Raw genomic sequence first — 22,494 nt, forward strand, 5'->3', positions numbered from 1 at the left:
TGAATTCACCCGGCCTAGGCACGGCCTCAAGCCGCCGGCCGACGGAGGGCGTGCGCGTTCGCTGCGCTTGCCCAGTCGCGTTCCTGGTGCTGTCGTTTGGTAAATGCAGTCTTTGCAAATCGGGAGGTTCAAGCGTGATGAGGTCCGATGTTTATGATTTTATTGCAATTGGTTTAGGGCCATTCAATTTAAGTCTGGCCTGTCTGGCAGAGCCGATTGATGGTTTGGACGGTGTATTTCTGGAGCGCGCTGAAGAATTCAATTGGCACCCTGGCATGCTGATTGATAACACCACATTGCAGAACCCCTTTCTGGCTGATCTGGTGAGTCTGGCAGACCCGAAAAGCCGCTTCAGCTTTCTGAATTACTGCAAGCAGGAAGGCAAGATCTATTCGTACTACATCCGCGAGAACTTCTATCTGAGCCGCGCGGAATACAACCGCTACTGCAAATGGGTCATCGCACAACTCAGCAGCGTGCATTTCCACCACGACGTGGACGCGCTGGTTTATGACGCTCAACGTGATTGCTACGTCGTCACGGGCTTTCGCGGCGCAGAGCGGGAGCCGTTCGTACTGCGCGCACGCAAGCTGGTGCTGGGCGTTGGATCATCACCGTCATTTCCCGCATGCGTGCCTCGCGATGGGCATCGCTATCTGCACACCGCCGACTACATCGACGTGCGGGAGGCGCTGCGCGAGAAACGCTCCATCACCATTGTCGGCAGCGGGCAAAGCGCGGCGGAGGTCTATTACGACCTGCTCAAGGAGCGCGACAAATACGACTACAGCCTCGTCTGGATCACGCGTTCGCCGCGCTTCTTCCAGATGGAGAACACCAAGCTGACGCTGGAGATGATCTCTCCGGACTACATCGATTACTTCTTCAACCTGCCGGATGGTCGCAAGGAAAGCATCATCCGCAAGCAGGACAGCCTCTACAAAGGGGTCAATGCGAGCCTGATCAACCAGATATACGATCTCCTCGACGACAAGCGCAAGACGGGCGCGCTGCGCACGCACCTCATCACCAACTGCGAGTTGCAGGCCTGTCGGCACGATGCCGCGACCGGTACCTACGAGATCGAGTTTCAGCAGCTCGACAGCGGCGCGCGCTATGCACATCGCACCGAAGGGCTCGTGCTTGCCACGGGCTATGAGCAGAACATCCCCGCGTTTATCGATGGCATCCGACACCGCCTGCGCTGGGACGCCAAGGGTCGATATCAGCTTTCGCGCAACTACGCGGCCGATTTCAACGGCAATGAGGTCTACGTGCAGAACGCCGGCCTGCACACGCACGGCCTGACCAATCCTGACCTCGGGATGAGCTGCTACCGCAACTCCTGCATCATCCGCGAGCTGACAGGAGTGGAGCACTACAAGATCGAGCAGCGCATCGCCATCCAGGACTTTGCGATTCCGGCCACGCCCGATTTCATTCCGCTGGCTGCCAAGGGATCTGCCCAGGAGCACGTGCCGGAAACGGTCGAGGAGACCGCCGGGGTGGCCGCATGACATTGCGCCGCTACATCATTCTGATGACTGCGTTTGCCGTCATCAGCGATGCGATCCTGATTCCGTTCTATCCGCAATTCTTTGCATCGCGTTATGGGCTGGACAGCCCCGTACATGTGGGCGCGTACGTGGCCGCCATCTCCATCGCAGTGATGTGCACGTTGCCTGTCTGGGCGCGCGTAGCCAAGCGCGTGGAACCGCTGCACCTACTGGTCTACACGCAATTCGCGGCAGGCACGTTCAGTCTGCTGAGCGACTGGGCGCCCGACGTGGTGACGTACTGGGTGCTGTCGATGCTGATGTTCATGTGCAAGAGCAGCTACTTGCTGATGTATCCGTACATGATGCGGCTCACTCCCAAGGCGCAGCACGCCGCCACGGTGGGCATCCTCTCCGTGGTGGTGCACTTTGGCGCCATCTTCGGCGCGGTGGTGGGCGGTTTCGTTCTGCAGACCTGGGGGCCGCGCGCAAGCATCGTCGCCATGGCGGCGGGCGATTTCTTCCAGATGGGCGTGTGCCTGTATCTGATCCGCAGCGGCAAGATCGTGCCCGTCAACTCGGGCGAGCATGCGCAAGCTTCTGCCGATGAGCCGACTCGCACAAGTTGGCGTGATCGCCTGCCGATCCTGCGCCTGGCATTGGTGATGCTGGTGTTCGACTTCAGCGCGTACCTGATTCGTTCGTTCTTTGCCGTGTACTGGCAGCAGGTATCGGGCAGCGGCAGCGAGTTCGTTTCAGGCTTGGTCTTTGCCATACCGGGTGCGATGGCCATCATGGCGTTGCGCTTGCATGCCCGCATCCGGGCACGCGGCGGTCGGCTGCCCGACCATACGCTGGGCAATTTGCTGCTCGGCGCCGCCGGTTTGCTGCTGCAGGCTGCGCCCGACGCTGCGCTGATTGTTCTGGGTCGCGTGCTTTATGGCTGGGCGCTGTTCCAGATCATCGTCAAGCTCGATGTGAGCCTGTTCCGGCTTTCTACGCCGCAGCGCTATGCGCACGACTACAGCATCACCAATTTCTTCCAGAACCTGGGTGTGCTGCTGTCTTCGTTTGCGGCAGGGGCCATCGTCAGCCGCTACGGATTGCACGTGCCGTTCCTGCTGGCGGCCGGGGGCTTTGTGCTGACAGCGCTGCTAGATCGCCTGATCCTGAACGTGCCGAGTGCCGCGCGTGCGACCGAAGCAGGCAGGGCAGGCGAACCCGCCAACCTGGAGGCGCCCGCCCATGCCAATTGATATGCGCGCCATCCACCGTCGCGCTGATGCGGCACACGTGCCGTACACGGATGCCGAGGGTTACACCTTCCGCCTGCTGCGTATTCCGGAAGACATTCCGATACTGCACCGCTGGTTCCAGCCGGAGCGCGCGTCGTTCTGGCTGATGCGCGACAAAACCGAAGCCGAGATCGGCCAGATCTATCGAGAGCTGATGGACTCCGGGCATGCCACTGCCTATCTGGTCTGGAAAGCAGGGCGCCCGGTCTTCCTGGCCGAGTGCTACGACCCCGCGCACGACCGCATCCGCGCGTTCTACGACGTGCTGCCCGGCGATTTGGGCATGCACATCTTCATCGGCCCATCGGATGTGCGCGTGCCGGGCTACACGCGCGTGGTGTTCTTCGCGTTGATGCGTTTCATGTTCGAACACCTCGGGGCGGCCCGCATCGTGGTCGAGCCCGACGCCAACAACGAGCGCATTCACGCCATCAACCGCGCCGCCGGCTTCGTCTACGACCGCAACGTCGCCTTTACCGAAAAGATTGCCAGCCTCGCTTTCTGCACCCGACGGGATTTTGAACAGGCTACCGTCCTTACCGCAGCCACCGCTTAACAAGCCAAAGGATTCGCCATGAATGTGACGCTTCAGAACCAGCTTTCCCAGCACCCGGCACAGGCCGCCGCCCACCTCACGCCTGAAGTGTGGGCACAGGCCAATCGGCTGCTGCTGCGCAAAGCCATTGCCGAATATGCGCACGAGATCATCCTGGAACCCGAACACGTGAAAGATGCGGCCAACGGCTTCGCGCTGTTTCAGGTGTTTTCCGACGACGGCAAGGTCTGCTACCAGTTCGAAGCCCAGCGGTTGGCGCTGCGCCATTGGTTCATCCGGTCGGAGTCGATTCGCCGCCTTGTCGATGGCGTTGAGCAACCGCTTGATGCATTGCAATTCATCATCGAATGCCGCCAGCGTCTTGGCATCCGTGACGATCTGCTGCCCATCTACCTCGACGAAATCAGCAGCACGCTGTTCGGTAGTGCCTACAAGCGCATGAAGGCCGACGCCCCAAGCAGCGCACAACTGGCCGACGCCACCGACTTCCAGACCATCGAGGTCGCAATGATGGAAGGGCACCCAGGTTTTGTCGCCAACAATGGACGGCTCGGCTTCAATGCTGTCGACTACCAAGCCTATGCGCCGGAGGCAGGGTCCGACATCCGCGTGATCTGGCTGGCGGTACACAAAGACCACGCCACGCCATCGACGCTTTCCACGCTGGATTACGCGCAGTTGCTGGCCGAAGAACTGGGCCAGGGCACGGTTGACGATTTCACCCGGCAGGTGGCTGCCAAGGGCGTCGACCCAGCCGACTACCACTTCATGCCCGCGCACCCGTGGCAGTGGTTCAGCAAGCTTTCCATTGCATTCGCCGGCTACGTGGCGCAGCGCAAGATCATCTGCCTCGACTACAGCGCGGACCACTACATCGCTCAGCAATCCATTCGCACGTTCTTCAACACGAGTGATCGCTCCAAGCGCTATGTGAAAACCTCGCTGTCGATCCTGAACATGGGGTTCATGCGTGGGCTATCGCCCTATTACATGTCGGGCACGCCAGCCATCAACGAGTTCATCAAGGGGCTGGTGTCAAACGATCCGTTCCTGCGAGAGAACGGCTTCACCATCCTCCAGGAAGTGGCCGCGATCGGCTTCCGAAATTTCTATTACGAGGCGGCGATTCCAACAGATACACCGTACAAGAAGATGTTCTCTGCACTGTGGCGCGAGAACCCGCTGCAACTTCTGCAGCCGGGTGAGCGCTTGATGACGATGGCCGCGTTGCTGCATGTCGACAAGGACGGCGTCGCGCTGATGCCGGAGTTGATCCGGCGCTCCGGCCTGCCGGCACTGACGTGGGTGCGCCGATACCTGCAGGCGTATCTCGCGCCGCTGCTGCATTGTTTCTACGCGCACGACTTGAGCTTCATGCCGCATGGCGAGAACCTCATCCTGGTGATCGAGAACCACGTGCCAGTGCGCGCCATCATGAAAGACATTGCGGAGGAGTCGGCCATCCTCGAAATCAAGGCGCGTGAATGGTTGCCGGAGCGCGTGCGACGCCTGGCCGTGGAGGTACCGGACAACTTCAAGCTGCTCGGCATCTTCATTGACGTGTTCGACGGTGTGTTGCGTCACATCAACCACGTGCTGGTGGAAAACGGCTGCTGCACCGAAGACGAGTTCTGGGGTGCGGTTGCGGATTGCGTGTACGAGTATCAGGACGCCCACCCGGAACGCGCCGCCAAGTACGCGCACTACGACATGTTCGTGCCCGAGTTCCTGCATTCGTGCCTGAACCGCCTGCAACTGGGCAACAACGTGCAGATGGTGAATCTGGCAGACCCGGCATCGAGCCTGAAGATGGCCGGCAACCTGGTCAATCCGATCGCCAAGTTCCGCCGCGCGGCGTGGGGGCCTTCGGTGGCGGCCGAAACAGAGGAAGCGGCCGCATGACAGACGGCATGCGCGCCTTCGCAGAAGACGCCACCGCCCCGGGCTTCGCCACGGCTGCAGTCTGGCGGCCGTCGCCTGCCCCGAATCTCGCGCGCGTGTGGGCGGTGGCGCAGCGCGTCATCCCCAGCTTGCGCGGTGAGCAGGGCGGCCAAGCGCCGGCCGGCGCACTGCGTCTGGGCGATGACGCTGCATTGCAAGCGCTATGCGGTCACTGGGCGCGCGCTTATCCGGAAGCCGGCTCGCATTACCTCGCCCTGCGGTGCTGGGGCTTGGCGATCTGGCAGCCAATCTATCTGTGTGTGATCGCCGCGCATCTCGATGCGCCGATGCCCAGGTTGACAGGTCTTGCGCAGCCCGTGAAGAACGGTTTCCCGAGCGGTGTTCATTTACCTGTGCATGCGCCAGTCGATGGCACGTTCGCCGTGCGGATGGAAGCCGCTTCTGCTGAACTTCGCATGTTCAGCGCGGCAATGCGGCGCGCGCTGAAACCGTTGGTGGCGTTACACGATCGCGCTGCCGATCGGCTGCAAGCCGAGTGCGTGCTTGGCGCCCTCATGGCCGTGCGTCCGCATGCGCAGCTGTCCGATGCGGGCCTGGTAGCAGCAGGGGAGGAGTGGCTCACGCATCTTGGCATCTCCGGTGGTTGCGGCTTCTTTGCCTACCGCGCCCGAGACGGCACGCGCGCGCTTGCTCTCGACCGCAAGGTCTGCTGCCACCATTTCCGCCGCCACGACGGAGAAAAGTGCAGCACCTGTCCGAAGCTCACGCTAGACGCGCGCATCGCCCGCCTGCTGGCCGAAGCGTCCTGCGCGTCCTGAACGTTCTGGGGCGAGCTCGGTCCCCCGATACCTGGTGGGGCGGACGCGTTCGACCCACGCCGAACCCCTCGCCACTCCGTGTTGGAGACTCTTCGATGACTGATGTCGGGCGCCTGGCGCACGTGATGCCAGCGCATACCCAATTACCCGTCGCCGCGTATTTCGACGAAGCCTTGTTCGCGTGCGAACTCGAAACCATCTTCAAGCATTCCGCCTGCTATGTCGGCAACGAAAAAGCCGTACCCGAATGCGGCGATTGGCGGCGCCTCGCCCATGAAGGGGGCGGCCGTGTGCTCGTGCGCAACGCCAGCGGGGTGGAGTTGATGTCCAATGTCTGTCGGCATCGACAAGCGCTGATTCTCGGAGGTGAAACGGGCAGCGTGGCTGGCCCAGGGAACGGCACGGGCAACTTGCGCGCAGCCGGCGGCAACATCGTCTGCCCCTTGCACCGCTGGACGTACACCGACCGCGGCGAGCTGATCGGTGCCCCGCAGTTCCCCAGCAAGCCATGCAAGAACCTGCAGCGCTTTGAACTGCGCAACTGCCATGGCTTGCTGTTCGAAGGCCCCCGCGATCCGGTACGCGACATGGCGCCGCTGTTCGCGCGTCCCGAGTTCGACTTTGGCGACTACGTGCTCGACCACGTGGAAGTCCATCAGTGCAACTACAACTGGAAGACCTTCATCGAGGTCTATCTGGAGGATTACCACGTCGCGCCGTTTCATCCGGGGCTTGGCCACTTCGTCACATGCGACAACCTGGAATGGGAATTCGCCGACTGGTACAGCATGCAGCGCGTCGGCATCCACCAGGCACTCAGCCAGCCGGGCTCGGATGTCTACGGTGCATGGCACGATCGTCTGCTGGACTATCGACACGGTGCGTCGCCAGACTTTGGCGCGATCTGGGTCACGTATTTCCCTACGCATATGATCGAGCTGTATCCGCATGTGCTGGTGCTCTCCACGCTGTATCCGAAAGGGCCGCAAGACACGGTCAACGTGGTCGAGTTCTATTACCCGGAAGAAATTGCCGCATTCGAGCGTGAATTCGTCGAAGCGCAGCGCGCCGCCTACATGGAAACCTGCATCGAAGACGACGAGATTGGCGAGCGCATGGACGCTGGCCGTCGGGCCCTGATGGAGCGCGGCGTGTCGGAAACGGGGCCGTATCAGTCGCCGCTCGAAGACGGTATGCAGCACTTCCACGCGTGGTACCGGCGCGTGATGGGCACGCTGCCCGTCGCCGACGTGTAACGCAGAGCCGCTGCCTTAGATCAAGGCGCAGGGAAGCGGCGGCGTTACAATTCGCCGCTTCTTCCCAGGGTGTTTCATGCCACGCGGCCTCGTTCTCGCCACGCCTCAGCTCACGTCGGACGGCACACCGTTCTCAGCGCAGTACGACGACGTCTATCACAGCTCCGAAGGCGGTCTGGCGCAGGCGCATCACGTTTTTCTGGGTGGCAACCGCTTGCCGGCTGCGTGGCAGGGCAAGCGCGCTTTCACCATCGTCGAAACCGGCTTCGGCCAGGGCCTCAATTTTCTGGCCACGTGGGCTGCATGGCGCGATGATCCGCAACGTTGTGCGCGGCTCGATTTCGTCTCGATCGAGAAGCATCCGTTCGATCGCGCTGGCTTGTCGATCGTGCATCCGAAGGGCGGCGCGCTGGCCCCCCTGGCCGAGACGCTCCGGCAATCATGGCCAGTGCCGGTGCCCGGTGTGCATCGCCTGGTGTTCGACGGCGGCCGCGTCACCCTCACGCTGCTGTTCGGTGATGCGATGGAGACGCTGCCCCAACTCTCGTGCGCCGCCGACGCGTTCTATCTCGACGGGTTCTCTCCTGCCAAGAACCCTGACCTGTGGCAGCCGCGCGTGTTCAAGCAGCTTGCGCGGGTCGCTCGTGCCGGCGCGACATTGGCCACGTACACCGCCGCAGGATTCGTGCGACGCGGCCTGCAGGAGGCTGGCTTCGAGGCCCACAAGGCGCCCGGCTTCGGCTCCAAACGCGACATGACGGTCGCGCAGTTCCCGACCCATTGGCGCACCAGGCGGGGGCCGGCTGAAGCGCCCGCCTGGAGCCAGCATCACGCCATCGTGCTTGGCGCCGGGCTTGCGGGCTGCTCTGTTGCCGAGCGGCTCGCATCGCGCGGCTGGCGCATCACGCTCATCGACGAAAGCGATGGCCCCGCGCGTGGTACGTCGGCGCATCGCGCAGCGGCCATGCACCCGCATGTGTCCATCGACGACAGCGTGCTCTCGCGCCTCTCGCGCGCCGGCAACTTGCTCGCACGCCGCCATTGGGACGCACTCGATCGCGCCGGCTTCGCCACAGGTTTCCAACCCACCGGTGTGCTCCAACTCGCCGAACACGCCGACGACGCCGTCGAGCAGCAACGCATCGTGCAAGCGCTCGGCTATCCGGCCGATTACATCGATTGGCTCAATGTGGACGACGCCGCCCGGCGCGTCGGTGCCGGCGTGCCCCAGGGCGGCTGGTGGTTTGCGCAAGCCGGCTGGGTCGCGCCGCCTGACGTTTGCCGCGCCAATCTGGCCGCGGCTGGCGCCGCAGTCGATGCACGCTGGAATACGCACGTCGAATCGCTGCGCCAAGCCGGCGATCAATGGCATGCACTGGATTCCCGAGGCGAGGTGATTGCGAGCGCGCCGGTCGTCGTTCTTGCCAACAGTCTTGGTGCCGCACGCCTGGCTCCGCTCACATCTGCGTCGCTCAAGCCAGTGCGCGGTCAACTTACCGATGTGCCCATGAGCAATTTGGACGCGGGTGCGGCATGGCCGAAGGCCGTCGTCTGCGGCGATGGCTACTTGCTGCCCGCCGAATCGGGGGCAAAGACGGTGCGCACGGGCTCGTCGTTCCAGCCGGGCGAATCCGATCTGGCCGAGCGCGTTGCCGATCACGCGGCCAATCTCGGGCGGCTGGCCCGGTTGCAGCCACAGCAATCGGGCGCGCTGGCGACGCTCAATCCCTTAGCACTGCATGGTTATGTTGGTGTGCGGTGCGTCTCCGCAAATCGGTTGCCGTTGATCGGCCCACTGGTGGATGAGGCGGCGGCCATGGCGCCCGGCTTTCGTTTGCGCGGTCCACATGCACAACTGCCTCGCCTCGCCGGGCTGTATGCGGCGCTTGCGTATGGCTCGCGCGGGCTCACATGGTCGGTGCTGGGGGCGGAGCTGCTTGCGGCCCAGATCGACGGTGGTCCGTTGCCGCTTGAATCCGATCTGGCCGCGGCGCTTGATCCTGGCCGCTTCATCCTGCGGGCATTGCAGCATCGACGCGCGCAGGAGCAGGGCGCCGCACCCGCGGAAAATGAAATCGCGGGACCGGTGGATTGACGCGCCGTTTGAAGGGTTTTCCAAGCGTTCTGACCCAAAAAAGCAGGGCCGCCGAACGTTCCATGCCATAATATGCGTTTTGCGTTTGCCAGCCTGAACGCGCCCGTTGTGCCGTGCATCGTGCAGTCGAGCGGCCCTCGCGCCGCATTCCTGCAAGCCCGGCAAGACCAAGAACTTTGAACCACGGCTGCTGCTGGCGCTGCGCCGTTCGACGCAACCATTTTCTGAATCTGGAATTACGACCATGTCGACTATCGAAAACCTCGGCAAGCTTGATCGCAAAGTGACCCTGGCTGTCCCGAAGGCCGAAGTGGAGCAAGAGAAGCAAAGCCGTCTGGCGCGTCTGTCCAAGACCGTCAAGATGTCCGGCTTCCGCCCGGGCAAGGTCCCCATGAAGATGGTCGAGAAGCAATACGGCCAGCAAGTCGAATTCGAAGTTCGCTACGACAAGGCTGCCCGTCAGTTCTTCGACATCACGAATGAGCAAGGCGTGAAGGTTGCCGGCCAACCGCGCTTCGAGCTGAAGACCGAAGGCGTGGCCGATGATCAAGTCGCGTTCGACGCCACCTTCGAGGTGTATCCGGAAGTCAAGCTCGGCGATCTGGCTGGCGCGGAACTGACCCGCACCAAGACCGAAATCACCGATGCCGAGATCGACAAGACCCTCGACATCCTGCGTAAGCAACGCGTGCACTATCACCCGCGCGGCGAAGCCGGCGAGCATGGCGACGGCGGTGCAGCTGTTGCACAAGACGGCGACCGCGTGACGGTCGATTTCGTCGGCACGATCGATGGCGTGGAATTCGCTGGTGGCAAGGCTGAAGGTTTCAGCTTCGTGCTGGGCGAAGGCCGCATGCTGCCTGAGTTCGAGCAAGCCACGCTGGGCCTGAAGCAAGGCGAGTCCAAGAAGTTCCCGCTGGCGTTCCCCGAGGACTACCACGGCAAGGACGTCGCCGGTAAGACCGCTGAATTCACCGTCACGCTCAAGCAAGTCGAATGGGCGCACCTGCCGGAAGTCAACGAAGCCTTTGCGCAATCGCTGGGCATCGCCGACGGCAACCTCGACAAGATGCGCGCCGACATCCGCGAAAACCTCGAGCGTGAAGTCAAGCGTCGCACGCACGCTCTGCTCAAGGACCAAGTCATGGAAGCGCTGCTGAAGGTGGCAGAGCTGGACGTGCCGAAGTCGCTGGTCGAGCAAGACCAAGAACGTCTGGTCGAAATGGCCCGTCGCGACCTCGAATCGCGCGGCATGCCGAACGCCAAGAACATGCCGATCCCCGCCGAGATGTTCACGCAGCAAGCTGAGCGCCGCGTGAAGCTGGGTCTGGTGCTGGCCGAAGTCGTGAAGGCCAACGGCTTGGAAGCCAAGCCGGAGCAGATCAAGGCTGAAATCGAAGAGTTCGCCAAGAGCTACGAAGATCCGAAGGAAGTCATCCGCTGGTACTACGGCGACCAGCAGCGCCTGGCCGAGATGGAAGCCTACGTGCTCGAAAACAACGTGGTAAATTTTGTGTGCGACAAGGCCAAGGTCACCGACAAGGCTGTGTCGTTCGAAGAGCTGACCGCCACTCCGGCGCAAGGCTGATTCGATCGATAGAGTTTCCGAAATAAGCACCGGAGAACCGCATGATCCGCAATGAACTGATCGACCAACTTGCTCGCACTCAGGCCTCCGCGCTCGAAACGCAGGGGCTCGGTCTGGTGCCGATGGTGGTCGAGCAGTCTGGCCGCGGCGAGCGCGCCTACGACATCTACTCGCGTCTGCTCAAGGAGCGAGTGATCTTCATGGTGGGCGAGGTCAACGACCAGACTGCCAACCTCGTGGTGGCACAGTTGCTGTTCCTGGAAAGTGAGAATCCGGACAAGGACATCTCGCTGTACATCAATTCGCCGGGCGGTTCAGTGTCGTCCGGTCTGGCGATGTACGACACGATGCAGTTCATCAAGCCGGACGTGTCCACGCTGTGCATGGGCATGGCGGCCAGCATGGGCGCGTTCCTGCTGGCAGCTGGTGCGAAGGGCAAGCGTCTTGCCTTGCCGAACTCGCGCATCATGATTCACCAGCCGCTGGGTGGTGCACGCGGCCAAGCCTCGGACATCGAGATTCAGGCCCGCGAGATTCTGTACCTGCGTGAGCGCCTGAACACTGTGCTTTCGGAGGCGACCGGTCAGCCAGTCGACAAGATCGCCCGCGACACGGATCGCGACAACTTCATGAGCAGCGAGCAGGCCAAGGAATACGGTCTGATCGATCAGGTCATCGCCAAGCGCTGAAGTGTCGAAGTCATGCGTCGATGTGGGCGGTAGGCGGGGTTGCCGGTGCGTTCTACGGCACACCGGTTAACCGCACCAAACATGTCAAGCGGTGTCAAAAACGAGGCCTCGCGCCTCGTTTTTGCTTTGAACAACACCTGCGGATCGTCGCCAGATAATTTGGCGTATGATGCTGCCAAGAACTACTGGTAATCGTTATGGCGGACAAGAAAGGCTCGACTGGCGAAAAGCTGCTGTACTGCTCGTTTTGCGGCAAGAGCCAGCATGAGGTCAAGAAACTGATTGCCGGCCCCTCGGTCTTCATCTGCGATGAATGTATCGACCTGTGCAACGAGATCATCCGGGACGAAGCTGCCATCTCCGAAAAGGAGGGTGGTCTGGCGGTCAAGTCCGATCTGCCCACGCCGCATGAAATTCGCCAGAGCCTGGACCAATATGTGATCGGTCAGGAGCAGGCCAAGAAGATCCTGGCGGTCGCGGTTTACAACCATTACAAGCGTTTGAAGCACCTCGGCAAGAAGGACGATGTCGAGCTGTCGAAGAGCAACATCTTGCTCATCGGGCCGACTGGCTCCGGCAAGACCTTGCTCGCTCAGACGCTGGCGCGTCTCTTGAACGTGCCGTTCGTCATCGCCGACGCCACTACGCTGACCGAAGCCGGTTACGTGGGCGAGGATGTCGAAAACATCATCCAGAAGCTGCTGCAGAACTGCAATTACGAGGTGGACAAGGCCCAGCGCGGCATCGTCTACATTGACGAGATCGACAAGATTTCGCGCAAGTCTGACAACCCTTCCATCACCCGGGACGTTTCTGGGGAAGGCGTCCAGCAAGCTTTGCTGAAGCTGGTTGAAGGAACGATGGCGTCGGTGCCCCCGCAAGGTGGTCGCAAGCATCCGAACCAGGACTTTCTGCAGGTGGATACTACCAACATCCTGTTCATCTGCGGCGGCGCTTTCGATGGTCTGGAAAAGATCATCATGCAGCGCTCTGACAAGACCGGTATTGGTTTTGGTGCAGAGGTGCAGAGCAAGGAAGAGCGCGATGTCAGCGAAGTGCTGCCGCAAGTCGAGCCGGAAGACCTCATCAAGTTCGGTCTGATTCCCGAATTGATCGGCCGTCTGCCCGTGGTGGCGACGCTGGCCAAGCTCGACGAGGCTGCCTTGATGGAAATCCTGGTCGAGCCCAAGAATGCAATCGTCAAGCAGTACCAGAAGCTGCTGGCAATGGAAGGGGTGGAGCTGGAAATTCGCCCGAGCGCGCTGACGGCAATTGCCCGCAAGGCAATCAAGCGCAAGACGGGGGCGCGCGGTCTGCGTTCCATCGTCGAGCACGCTTTGATGGATGTGATGTATGACCTCCCCAACCACAAGGGTGTGCAAAAGGTGGTGATCGATGAAAGTACGATCTCCGACGAAGGCAAGCCCTTGCTGATTTACGAAGAGCAACCCAAGGTTGCAGGTTCCAACTGACGCGAATGCCCGGCCGGGATGCGCCGTATGCGTCCCATGCAGGAAGCCGTTCGCTCGCGAGCGGCTTTTTTTGCTTCGGGAAACCGGGTCGGCATGCGACTTGCAGCAGCGGTCTTGTAAAACCGTCGCTGTGCCCAATTTAGCCCTTACATGACTTTCTGGGGAAAATAATGTCCGGAACCCAACTTTTACCCGCTGAGCAGATTCGCCTGCCGCTGTTGCCGCTGCGTGACGTGGTGGTGTTTCCGCACATGGTGATTCCGCTGTTCGTGGGGCGCCCCAAATCCATCAAGGCACTGGAAGCTGCGATGGAGGCGGGCAAGAGCATCATGCTCGTGGCGCAAAAGACCGCCGCCAAGGACGAGCCGACCGACAAGGATCTGTATGAGGTCGGCTGTATCGCCAACATTCTGCAGATGCTGAAGCTGCCGGACGGCACCGTGAAGGTGCTGGTTGAGGGCACGCAGCGCGCCAACATCCTGTCCGTTACCGACGACGAATCGCACTTCTACTGCGAAGCTGTGCCCGTCGGCCCGGAACCTACTGAATCGGCCGAGACCGAGGCGCTGCGTCGCGCCATCGTGTCGCAGTTCGATCAGTACGTGAAGCTGAACAAGAAGATCCCGCCTGAGATCCTGACGTCGCTGTCGGGCATCGATGAGCCGGGTCGCCTGGCCGACACCATCGCTGCGCATCTGCCGATCAAGCTCGAGCAGAAGCAGAAGATTCTCGAGATGTTCAACGTGACCGAACGTCTGGAGAGCCTGCTCTCGCAACTGGAAGGTGAGATCGACATCCTGCAGGTGGAAAAGCGCATCCGCGGGCGCGTCAAGCGCCAGATGGAGAAGAGCCAGCGAGAGTACTACCTGAACGAGCAGGTCAAGGCCATCCAGAAGGAACTGGGCGAAGGCGAAGAGGGCGCTGATCTCGAAGAGCTGGACAAGAAGATCAAGGCTGCCCGCATGCCGAAGGAGGCCAAGAAGAAGGCCGAGTCCGAGTTCAAGAAGCTCAAGCTGATGTCGCCGATGTCGGCCGAGGCAACGGTCGTGCGCAACTACATCGATACGTTGGTCGGTTTGCCGTGGCGCAAGAAGAGCAAGGTTAACAACGACCTGTCGAACGCTGAGCAGGTGCTGGATCAAGACCATTATGGCCTGGAGAAGGTCAAGGAACGCATCCTTGAGTACCTCGCAGTGCAACAGCGCGTCGACAAGCTGAAGGCGCCGATCCTGTGCCTCGTGGGGCCGCCGGGTGTTGGCAAGACCTCGCTCGGGCAGTCGGTGGCGCGTGCAACGAACCGCAAGTTCGTGCGCATGGCGCTGGGTGGCGTGCGTGACGAGGCCGAGATTCGCGGTCACCGCCGTACGTACATCGGGTCGATGCCGGGCAAGATCCTGCAGAGCCTGACGAAGGTTGGCGTGCGCAACCCGCTGTTCCTGCTCGACGAAATCGACAAGATGGGCGCGGATTTCCGCGGCGATCCATCGTCTGCTCTGCTCGAAGTGCTGGACCCGGAACAGAACCACACGTTCCAGGACCACTACATCGAGGTGGACTTCGACTTGTCGGATGTGATGTTCGTGGCGACGTCGAACTCGCTGAACATTCCGGCGCCGCTGCTGGACCGGATGGAAGTGATTCGCCTGTCGGGCTATACGGAAGACGAAAAAGTCAACATCGCCCGTCGCTACTTGCTGCCCAAGCAGATCAAGAACAATGGTCTGAAGGAAGGCGAGATCGAGGTGACCGAAGCCGCTCTGCGCGACATTATCCGCTACTACACGCGGGAAGCGGGTGTGCGGTCGCTGGAGCGCGAGGTTTCGAAGATCTGCCGCAAGGTTGTGAAGCAACTGCTGCTGAAGAAGGAAACCGGTACGTCTGTGAAGGTCGATTCGGACAACCTGGACAAATTCCTTGGCGTGCGTCGTTTCGACTTTGGTCTGGCCGGCAAGGAAGATCAGGTCGGCCAGGTGACCGGTTTGGCATGGACGGAAGTGGGCGGCGATCTGCTGACCATCGAAGCCGCGCTGATGCCGGGCAAGGGCAACATCACCCGCACCGGCTCGTTGGGCGACGTGATGAAGGAGTCGGTCGAGGCTGCGCGCTCGGTGGTGCGTTCGCGTTCGGCGCGCCTGGGTATCAAGGACGAGATGTTCGAGAAGCGCGACATCCACATCCACGTGCCCGAGGGCGCGACGCCCAAGGACGGCCCGTCGGCAGGTATTGCGATGACGACGGCGCTGGTGTCGGTGCTGACCGGTATTCCGGTGCGCGCTGATGTGGCAATGACCGGCGAAATCACGCTGCGCGGCGAGGTGTTGCCGATCGGCGGCTTGAAGGAAAAGCTGCTGGCTGCACACCGCGGCGGCATCAAGCTGGCGCTGATTCCGGAAGAGAACGTCAAGGACTTGGCGGACATTCCGGACAACGTGAAGAACAGCATCGAGATTCAGCCGGTGCGCTGGATCGACAAGGTGCTGGAACTCGCGCTGGTGCGCAAGCCGGAGCCGCTGCCGGAAGAAGAAGCCAAGCCGGCACCCGCCAAGGGCGACGACGGCAAGTCGCAGGAAATGGTGCATCACTGACACCTTAGCCTGTCAAAGTTGAGGAAGGGCCCGACATGTTCGGGCCCTTTTTCTTTGCGCAGGCTGCGACGTGTGGCGCACCGTTCTTCGCCTTGACACGTCGATTGGCGGCCACTTTAATGAATCCACACTAGCGGGTGTTCGGGGAGGTGGCGCGATGAACAAAACAGATCTCATCGACCATGTGGCGGCGCAAACTGACATGTCAAAAGCCGCAGCGGGGCGCGCCATCGACGCGCTGATCGACGGTATCAAGGATGCGTTGTGCGACGGTGGGTCGGTCACGCTGGTCGGCTTCGGTACGTTCTTGGTCGGCAAGCGGTCTTCGCGTAATGGACGCAATCCACGTACGGGCGCGGCCATCACGATCGAAGGCGGTAAAGTTGCGAAATTCAAACCTGGTAAAGCGCTAAAAGATGCGCTAAACTAGCGGGCTTTGGTGCTCGTGGGTGACAACACGGGCGCCGGACAGTCCGGCTCACGCCGGCAGTACGAACGGGTGCTTAGCTCAGTTGGTAGAGCAGCGCCCTTACAAGGCGCGGGTCGGGAGTTCGAGCCTCTCAGCACCCACCATCGTTCGTATTGCCGCTCTTGCGTCGGGTGGTCCGACCCAATTTGGAGCGGTAGTTCAGTCGGTTAGAATACCGGCCTGTCACGCCGGGGGTCGCGGGTTCGAGTCCCGTCCGCTCCGCCAAAATCCTGTACAAAGGCCCGATTCGTTCGGGCCTTTGTCTTTTCAGCGGTGAATGCGTTGCGGGGCATACCTGTACGCGGTGCCGCGATTGTCCGGAATGTCGGCGGCACCTGATAGAATCGCCGGATTTTCCATCTTCCATTCACCTCCGGTCCAGCATGCTTGATTTCGTACGTACGCATCGGCGCTTGATGTTTCTGGTGCTGCTGATTCTGGTGTTCCCGTCGTTCGTGTTCTTCGGTGTGCAGAGTTATTCGAGTTTCATGGACAGCTCGCATGACGCCGCCAAGGTCGACGGCAAGGTCATCTCCACCAACGAAGTCGACGCGCGCGTGCGCGAGCAGACAGAGCGTCTGCGCCAGATGCTTGGCGCGCAATATGATCCGCGCCAGTTCGAAGGTCCGCAGATGCGCCGCGATGTGCTCGACGGCATCATCCAGCAACGCGTGCTGGCCAATGAGGTCGTGCATGCGAACCTGACCATCTCGAACGAGAAGATTCGCGACACGATCCTGCAGATTCCGGCCGTGGCAGCGCTGCGCAAGCCGGATGGCTCCTTCGACCAGGAAGCCTACGTGCGACTGCTTGCAGCGCAGAACATGACGCCCGAGCAGTTGGAAGGCAACCTGCGTTTTGAGCTGTCGCAGCAACAGATTCCGCAATCGATCGTTTCGTCGGCGTTCGTGCCGAAGTCGCTGGTGGACCGCCTTATCCAGGTACGCGATCAGCAACGTGAAGTTCAGGCGCTGCTGTTCAAGCCGGCCGACTACGCTGCGAAAGTCAATGCGGATGACAAGACCATCCAGGCTTACTACGACGCGCACCAGCAGGAGTTCTCTGTGCCGGAGCAAGTCAAGGCCGAGTATGTCGTCTTCTCGGGCGAAGACATGATGAAGCAGATTCCGGTCACGCCTGAGCAGATCAAGGAGTATTACGACCAGAACGCCGCGCGCTTCAAGACGCAGGAAGAACGCCGCGCTGCGCACATCCTGATCAAGCTGCCGGACAACGCCAAGCCCGCCGACAAGGAAGCCGCCAAGAAGAAGGCCGAAGAGGTCCTTGCCGAGGTGCGCAAGAACCCCGCGAGCTTTGCCGAGCTGGCCAAGAAGTACTCGGGCGATCCGGGTTCGGCGGCGCAGGGCGGTGAGTTGGGCTTCCTGGGCAAGGGCGCTACCGTGCCGCCGTTCGAGAGCGCGCTGTTTGCGCTCAAGCAGCCAGGTGACATCAGCGATGTGGTCCAAAGCGATTTCGGTTTTCACATCATCAAGCTGGAAGAAGTGAAGGGCGGCGGCGTGCAGCCGTTGGAAGCTGTCAAGCCGGAGCTTGAGCGCGAACTGCGCACGCAACTCGCCAACAAGAAGTATTCGGAACTGGCCGACGCGTTCTCCAACACCGTGGAAGATCAGTCCGACAGCCTGAAGCCAGTGGCTGACAAACTCAAGCTGCAAATTCAGACGGCCGACAACGTGACCCGCACGCCGAGCCCGGCGCAGTCCGGCAGCCCGATCGGCAATGACAAGGTGCTCAAGGCGCTGTTTGCAGACGACGTGATCAAGAACCACCGCAATACGGCTGCCATCCAGGTGGGACCGACCACGCTGGTTGCGGCGCGTGCGGCGGAGTATCGTCCGGCCACGGTCAAGAAGCTGGCCGACGTGCGGGAGCAGGTCAAAGCCAAGGTGATCGCCGAGCAAGCGGCTGCGTTGGCCAAGAAGGCCGGCGAAGAGAAGCTGGCCGCAGTGAAGCAGAGCAACAGCGCCGATGGCTTCAGCGCAGCACAGACGGTCTCGCGCCAGCAGGCACAGGGCACGTCGCCCGCTGCACTGACGGCAATCTTGCGCGCTGATGCGACCAAGCTGCCCGCCACCATCGGCGTTGACCTGGGTGCTCAGGGCTACGCGCTGTATCGCATCAACAAGGTGCTGCCGCCGGCCAATGTGGATGAGGCGCGCCGTGTCGCCGATGCGCAGCAACTGGCTCAGGCCGCTGGCCAGACCGAGTTCAACGCTTACTACGAAGCACTGAAGGCGCGCTCGAAGGTGAAGATCAACAGTAGCGTGATTGACACCAGCAAACCTGCCAATACGGCAGAGGACTGATACGGCGCGCCGCAGGTAGTCTGACGAAAAAGCCCCCTCGTTGTAGAGGGGGCTTTTTCTTTGCGTTCTTTTTTTGAGGGGGCGGCTAGTCCAGTGACTTGCCGACGCGCGCGAGGCGCGGCATATACAAGTGGTCCGGATCGAATGAGAGTGCCACGTGGGAAGCGCGGGCGATCAGGTTTTTGCGCGGTACGAGGCCGAAGTAGCGGGAGTCGCGGCTGTTGTCGCGGTTGTCGCCCAGCATGAGGTAGTGGTCTTGAGGGACGGTGATAGGGCCGAAGCTGCGCAATGCTTGCACTTCCGGCAGGACCATCACGGTGTGCTCGCGGCCGGGCAGCGCTTCGGACCAGAGTTCGTGTGGCAGCGTCGCCGTCGCTTGGGGCAACGCTCCCGGTGCGACGTCCGGCAATGGGGTATAGGCGACGCGCTGGTGATTGATGTAGAGCGCTTCGCCGCGCATTTCAACGACATCGCCAGGTAGACCGATCAGCCGCTTGACGAGTTTCGTGCCATCTTCCGGCGAGGAAAAGACAACGACATCACCACGTCGCGGTTAGCTGCCGCGCTTGAGCCAGATGGTGGTGGCTGGCACGCGCACACCGTAAGCCAGCCGGTTCATCAAGATGTAGTCGCCCTCGATGAGGGTGGGGTTCATTGATCCGCTGGGCACGACTGACCAGTCGGCAATGCAGGCGCGGAAGGCAAAGAGCAACGACATGCCGACCAGGAACCGCTTGTTGTCGCGCGCTGCACGCAGCCCGTTTGCCAGAAGCTTCATGGTGTCCGCCTGTGTGAGATGTGGCCGCGCCCGACTTAAGAATCCGATGCGCCTAGTGGCGCAAGACGGCGCGGCAGAATTGTCATCTTCCGACCCGGGCTTTGAGAAGAGGTTCCAGTTTGGGCCACACGTTATCGAGCATCGTCGGCTGCGCCGCGGCAATCGGGTGGATGTGGTCTTCCTGGAACCAGTCTGGCCGCTGTGCAACGCCTTCGAGCAGGAATGGCACCAGCGGCAGCTTGTACTGCTGCGCCAGCTTGCCGAACATGGCGAAGAAGCGCTCGCTGTAATCCGGGCCGTAGTTGGGCGGGATGCGCATGCCCACCAGCAGCACCTTCGCGCCTGCCGCTTGCGAGGCTTCGATCATTGCCTTGATGTTGCCTTCGCTGGAGGCGAGGGAGAGGCCGCGCAGCGCATCGTTGCCGCCCAGTTCGAGAATCACGACAGAGGGCTTTTCACGCGCCAGCACGGCGGGCAGGCGTGAGCGGCCGCCGGCAGTGGTGTCGCCGCTGATGCTTGCATTGGCGACGCTATAATCGGGCTTCCGTTCTTTGAGGCGCTTGTCGAGCAACGCGACCCAGCCCGTGCCTTGCGCAAGGCCGTATCCTGCCGACAGGCTGTCACCCAGCACCACCACGCGATGCGATGCCGGCGTGCCTTGTGCTGCAGCCGTCGGCGCCAGTGGCAGCATGCCGAACGCTGCGCAGCCAAGCGCTGCTACAAGTGACTTCACGCTGCGCCTTCTACTACCTACCAGTCCAATCATGTCGTCTTCCGCTACCTGGGTGATTGAAGTCGATTCGCTGCACAAGACTGTGCGCGATGCCACCGGTGAGTTGCCTATTCTGAGCGATGTTGCCTTCCGTGTGGAACGGGGCGAGACACTGGCCATTGTGGGCGCTTCCGGCTCGGGCAAATCGACGCTGCTTGGGTTGCTCGCAGGCCTGGACTTGCCGACGTCGGGTTCGGTCAAGCTGCTGGGCAACGACCTGTTCAAGCTGGATGAGGATGGCCGCGCGGCCGTGCGCGGCAGTCACGTAGGTTTTGTCTTCCAATCGTTCCAGCTGTTGCCCCATCTGACGGCGCTTGAGAACGTGATGCTGCCATTGGAGTTGCGGGGCGATGTCAGCAGCGCCGAGATGCGTCGTCGCGCCACGGTTCTGCTGGGGCGCGTCGGCCTGGGTGCGCGGCTGTCGCACTATCCGAAGACGCTGTCCGGTGGCGAGCAGCAGCGCGTGGCCCTGGCACGCGCGTTTGTGACCGAGCCCGACATTCTCTTTGCCGACGAGCCGACCGGCAGCCTCGACACCGCCACGGGAGAGGCCGTTATCGCGCTGATGTTCGAACTCAACCGCAGTGCCGGCTCCACGCTGGTGCTGGTGACGCACGATCGCTCCGTTGCGGCGCGTTGCAGCCGCATTCTCACCATCGAAGCCGGGCATCTTGTCGGCGACGAGACCGTCACCGAACTCTGAACGTTTGCGTCAGAGCGCGACTTTGGCGCGACGGATCAACGCCGCCGTCGACGCATCATGCGCCACCGAGGCGGGCGCGCCTTCCAGTTCCGCCTGGATCGGCTTGGCGAGTTTCTTGCCAAGCTCTACGCCCCACTGATCGAACGAGTTGATGTTCCACACCGCGCCCTGCACGAACGTGCGGTGCTCGGCGCAGGCAATGAGCGCACCCAGTGAGGCAGCGTCGAGCCGCTCCATCAGGATGGTCGTGCTTGGGCGATTGCCTTCGAACACCATATGAGGCACCAACGCTTCGTCGGTGATGCCGCCCGCGCGGACCTCCTCGGCGGTGCGGCCGAGCAGGAGCGCCTCGCCCTGCGCGAAGCAATTGGCGAGCAGTTTGACGTGGTGACCGGGCAGGCTGCGCACGGGCTCCAGCGTGGTGATGAAATCCACCGGCACGATCTGCGAGCCTTGGTGAATCAGCTGGAAGTACGCATGTTGTCCGTTGGTGCCGGCCGTGCCCCAGACGATGGGGCCGGTGTCGGTGTCAATGGCTGCGCCGGTACGCTGGACGGATTTGCCGTTGCTCTCCATCTCCAACTGCTGCATGAAGTCGGTCAGCAGTTCCAGCGGCGCGCAGTAGGGCACAGTGCATGCGCTCGCCGCATCGAAGAAGCCGCGATACCAGACCGACAGCATCCCGAGAATGAGCGGCAGGTTTTCACGCGGTGCGGCCGTGGCGAAGTGGCGGTCCATCGCGCGTGCGCCGTCGAGCATCGCTTCAAATTGCTGCGGCCCGATCGCCAGCGCGATCGACAGGCCCACTGCCGACCACAGCGAGAACCGCCCGCCAACCCAATCCCAGAACGTGAACATGTTGTCCGGGTCGATGCCGAACTGCACGACGGCCTCGCGGTTGGTGGAGACAGCGACGAAGTGGTGCTTGAGCTGGTCTTCCGCCACGCCATGCTCGACAAACCAGCGGCGCATGCTGTGCGCGTTGGCCATCGTCTCGAGCGTGGTGAACGTCTTCGAGCAGACGATGGCGAGCGTGGTGTCCGGGTTCAGGTGGTCGAGTGTTTCGGCCAGGTCCGTGCCGTCGACGTTGGAGACAAAATGCACGCGCACCTGCGGCACGGCAAGGTGGTCGAGCGCGCGGCACACCATGCGCGGGCCGAGGTCCGAACCACCAATGCCGATGTTGACGATGTCCGTGATTCGCTGGCCGGAATGGCCCGTCCATGCGCCGCTATGCACGCGGTTTGCGAAGTCACGCATCTGGGCCCGAACGCGCAGCACTTCGGGCATGACGGGCTCGCCGTCGGAGCGATAGTCGTCTTCCGCTTGTCCGCGCAGGGCCACGTGGAGAACGGATCGGTGCTCGGTGTTGTTGATGCGGTCGCCGCGCAGCATGGCGTCGCGCAGCGTGAGCACGCCGGCCTCGTCGGCCAGTTGCAGCAGCAGGGCGAGCGTGTCGGAGGTGATGCGGTTTTTTGAGTAGTCGACCGTCAGGCCAGCCGCTTCCAGCGTGAAGGCGCGTACCCGTTCCTCGGCGTCCGGCGCAGCAAACCAGTCGCGCATATGTGTCGCACGAATCGATTCAGCATGTTGCGTCAGGGACTGCCAGGCAGGTAGGGCTGTGGGCATACGGCGTGATGTGACGTGAGGTTGGTGCGGGAAAGCGAATGCGCAGTATAACGGCGCTGTATGACGC

Annotated in this window: 16 protein-coding genes, 2 tRNA genes and 1 pseudogene; 16 read left to right on the plus strand and 3 right to left on the minus strand. The window is 61.8% G+C overall.

Annotated elements, in window-relative coordinates:
• Window positions 1-137 precede the first annotated feature (137 nt).
• The 15 genes from BM136_RS03290 (at window position 138) to BM136_RS03360 (ending at window position 18,545) form a co-directional block, all read left to right on the plus strand.
• Complete coding sequence (locus tag BM136_RS03290; RefSeq protein ID WP_092970232.1) at window positions 138-1,517, plus strand: lysine N(6)-hydroxylase/L-ornithine N(5)-oxygenase family protein; 1,380 nt, start codon at window positions 138-140, stop codon at window positions 1,515-1,517.
• The gene (locus BM136_RS03295; protein WP_092970234.1) at window positions 1,514-2,752 is read left to right on the plus strand and encodes an MFS transporter; all 1,239 of its coding nucleotides are present in this window, start codon (window positions 1,514-1,516) and stop codon (window positions 2,750-2,752) included. The genes BM136_RS03290 and BM136_RS03295 overlap by 4 nt, the downstream gene beginning before the upstream one ends.
• A complete protein-coding gene (locus BM136_RS03300) occupies window positions 2,742-3,347 on the plus strand; it encodes a GNAT family N-acetyltransferase (protein ID WP_092970236.1) in 606 nt (201 codons plus the stop codon). Before BM136_RS03295 ends, BM136_RS03300 begins: the two co-directional genes overlap by 11 nt.
• An 18-nt stretch (window positions 3,348-3,365) precedes the next feature.
• Window positions 3,366-5,249: an IucA/IucC family protein gene (locus BM136_RS03305; RefSeq protein ID WP_092970238.1), complete on the plus strand. Its 1,884-nt coding sequence runs from the start codon at window positions 3,366-3,368 to the stop codon at window positions 5,247-5,249.
• On the plus strand, window positions 5,246-6,067 hold the full coding sequence (locus tag BM136_RS03310) for a siderophore ferric iron reductase (protein ID WP_092970240.1): 822 nt from the start codon (window positions 5,246-5,248) through the stop codon (window positions 6,065-6,067). Before BM136_RS03305 ends, BM136_RS03310 begins: the two co-directional genes overlap by 4 nt.
• 95 nt (window positions 6,068-6,162) lie before the next feature.
• Window positions 6,163-7,323, plus strand: coding sequence for an aromatic ring-hydroxylating oxygenase subunit alpha (locus BM136_RS03315; protein WP_092970242.1), 1,161 nt, complete (start codon window positions 6,163-6,165; stop codon window positions 7,321-7,323).
• Window positions 7,324-7,399: 76 nt separating this feature from the next.
• The gene (gene mnmC / locus BM136_RS03320) at window positions 7,400-9,418 is read left to right on the plus strand and encodes a bifunctional tRNA (5-methylaminomethyl-2-thiouridine)(34)-methyltransferase MnmC2/FAD-dependent 5-carboxymethylaminomethyl-2-thiouridine(34) oxidoreductase MnmC1 (protein ID WP_092970244.1); all 2,019 of its coding nucleotides are present in this window, start codon (window positions 7,400-7,402) and stop codon (window positions 9,416-9,418) included.
• Window positions 9,419-9,662: 244 nt separating this feature from the next.
• Window positions 9,663-11,006, plus strand: a complete 1,344-nt coding sequence (gene tig / locus BM136_RS03325) for a trigger factor (RefSeq protein ID WP_092970246.1) — start codon at window positions 9,663-9,665, stop codon at window positions 11,004-11,006.
• 41 nt (window positions 11,007-11,047) lie between these two features.
• A complete protein-coding gene (gene clpP, locus BM136_RS03330; RefSeq protein WP_024975598.1) occupies window positions 11,048-11,695 on the plus strand; it encodes an ATP-dependent Clp endopeptidase proteolytic subunit ClpP in 648 nt (215 codons plus the stop codon).
• A gap of 197 nt (window positions 11,696-11,892) precedes the next feature.
• On the plus strand, window positions 11,893-13,167 hold the full coding sequence (clpX, locus tag BM136_RS03335; protein ID WP_009238059.1) for an ATP-dependent Clp protease ATP-binding subunit ClpX: 1,275 nt from the start codon (window positions 11,893-11,895) through the stop codon (window positions 13,165-13,167).
• Window positions 13,168-13,337: 170 nt separating this feature from the next.
• Window positions 13,338-15,752: an endopeptidase La gene (gene lon / locus BM136_RS03340; protein ID WP_092970248.1), complete on the plus strand. Its 2,415-nt coding sequence runs from the start codon at window positions 13,338-13,340 to the stop codon at window positions 15,750-15,752.
• Window positions 15,753-15,909: 157 nt separating this feature from the next.
• Window positions 15,910-16,182: an HU family DNA-binding protein gene (locus BM136_RS03345; protein ID WP_009238061.1), complete on the plus strand. Its 273-nt coding sequence runs from the start codon at window positions 15,910-15,912 to the stop codon at window positions 16,180-16,182.
• Between the two features lie 67 nt (window positions 16,183-16,249).
• Window positions 16,250-16,325: transfer RNA gene (locus BM136_RS03350), tRNA-Val, on the plus strand.
• 44 nt (window positions 16,326-16,369) lie between these two features.
• A tRNA-Asp gene (locus tag BM136_RS03355) sits at window positions 16,370-16,446 on the plus strand.
• A 158-nt stretch (window positions 16,447-16,604) separates the two neighbouring features.
• Window positions 16,605-18,545 carry a SurA N-terminal domain-containing protein gene (locus BM136_RS03360; RefSeq protein WP_092970250.1) on the plus strand — a complete coding sequence of 647 codons (1,941 nt, stop codon included), beginning with the start codon at window positions 16,605-16,607 and terminating at the stop codon, window positions 18,543-18,545.
• An 85-nt stretch (window positions 18,546-18,630) separates the two neighbouring features.
• Here the strand turns inward: BM136_RS03360 and lepB are convergent.
• Window positions 18,631-19,323 (minus strand): annotated as a pseudogene (gene lepB, locus BM136_RS03365) (signal peptidase I).
• A gap of 82 nt (window positions 19,324-19,405) precedes the next feature.
• A complete protein-coding gene (locus BM136_RS03370) occupies window positions 19,406-20,014 on the minus strand; it encodes an arylesterase (protein ID WP_092970253.1) in 609 nt (202 codons plus the stop codon).
• Between the two features lie 73 nt (window positions 20,015-20,087).
• Between BM136_RS03370 and BM136_RS03375 the strand changes: the two genes are divergently transcribed.
• On the plus strand, window positions 20,088-20,798 hold the full coding sequence (locus BM136_RS03375) for an ABC transporter ATP-binding protein (RefSeq protein WP_092970255.1): 711 nt from the start codon (window positions 20,088-20,090) through the stop codon (window positions 20,796-20,798).
• Window positions 20,799-20,807: 9 nt separating this feature from the next.
• Here the strand turns inward: BM136_RS03375 and pgi are convergent, their stop codons facing one another.
• Window positions 20,808-22,427, minus strand: a complete 1,620-nt coding sequence (gene pgi / locus BM136_RS03380) for a glucose-6-phosphate isomerase (protein ID WP_092970257.1) — start codon at window positions 22,425-22,427, stop codon at window positions 20,808-20,810.
• Window positions 22,428-22,494 lie beyond the last annotated feature (67 nt).

The organism is Ralstonia sp. NFACC01 (genome assembly GCF_900115545.1).
GTDB classification, from domain to species: domain Bacteria; phylum Pseudomonadota; class Gammaproteobacteria; order Burkholderiales; family Burkholderiaceae; genus Ralstonia; species Ralstonia mojiangensis.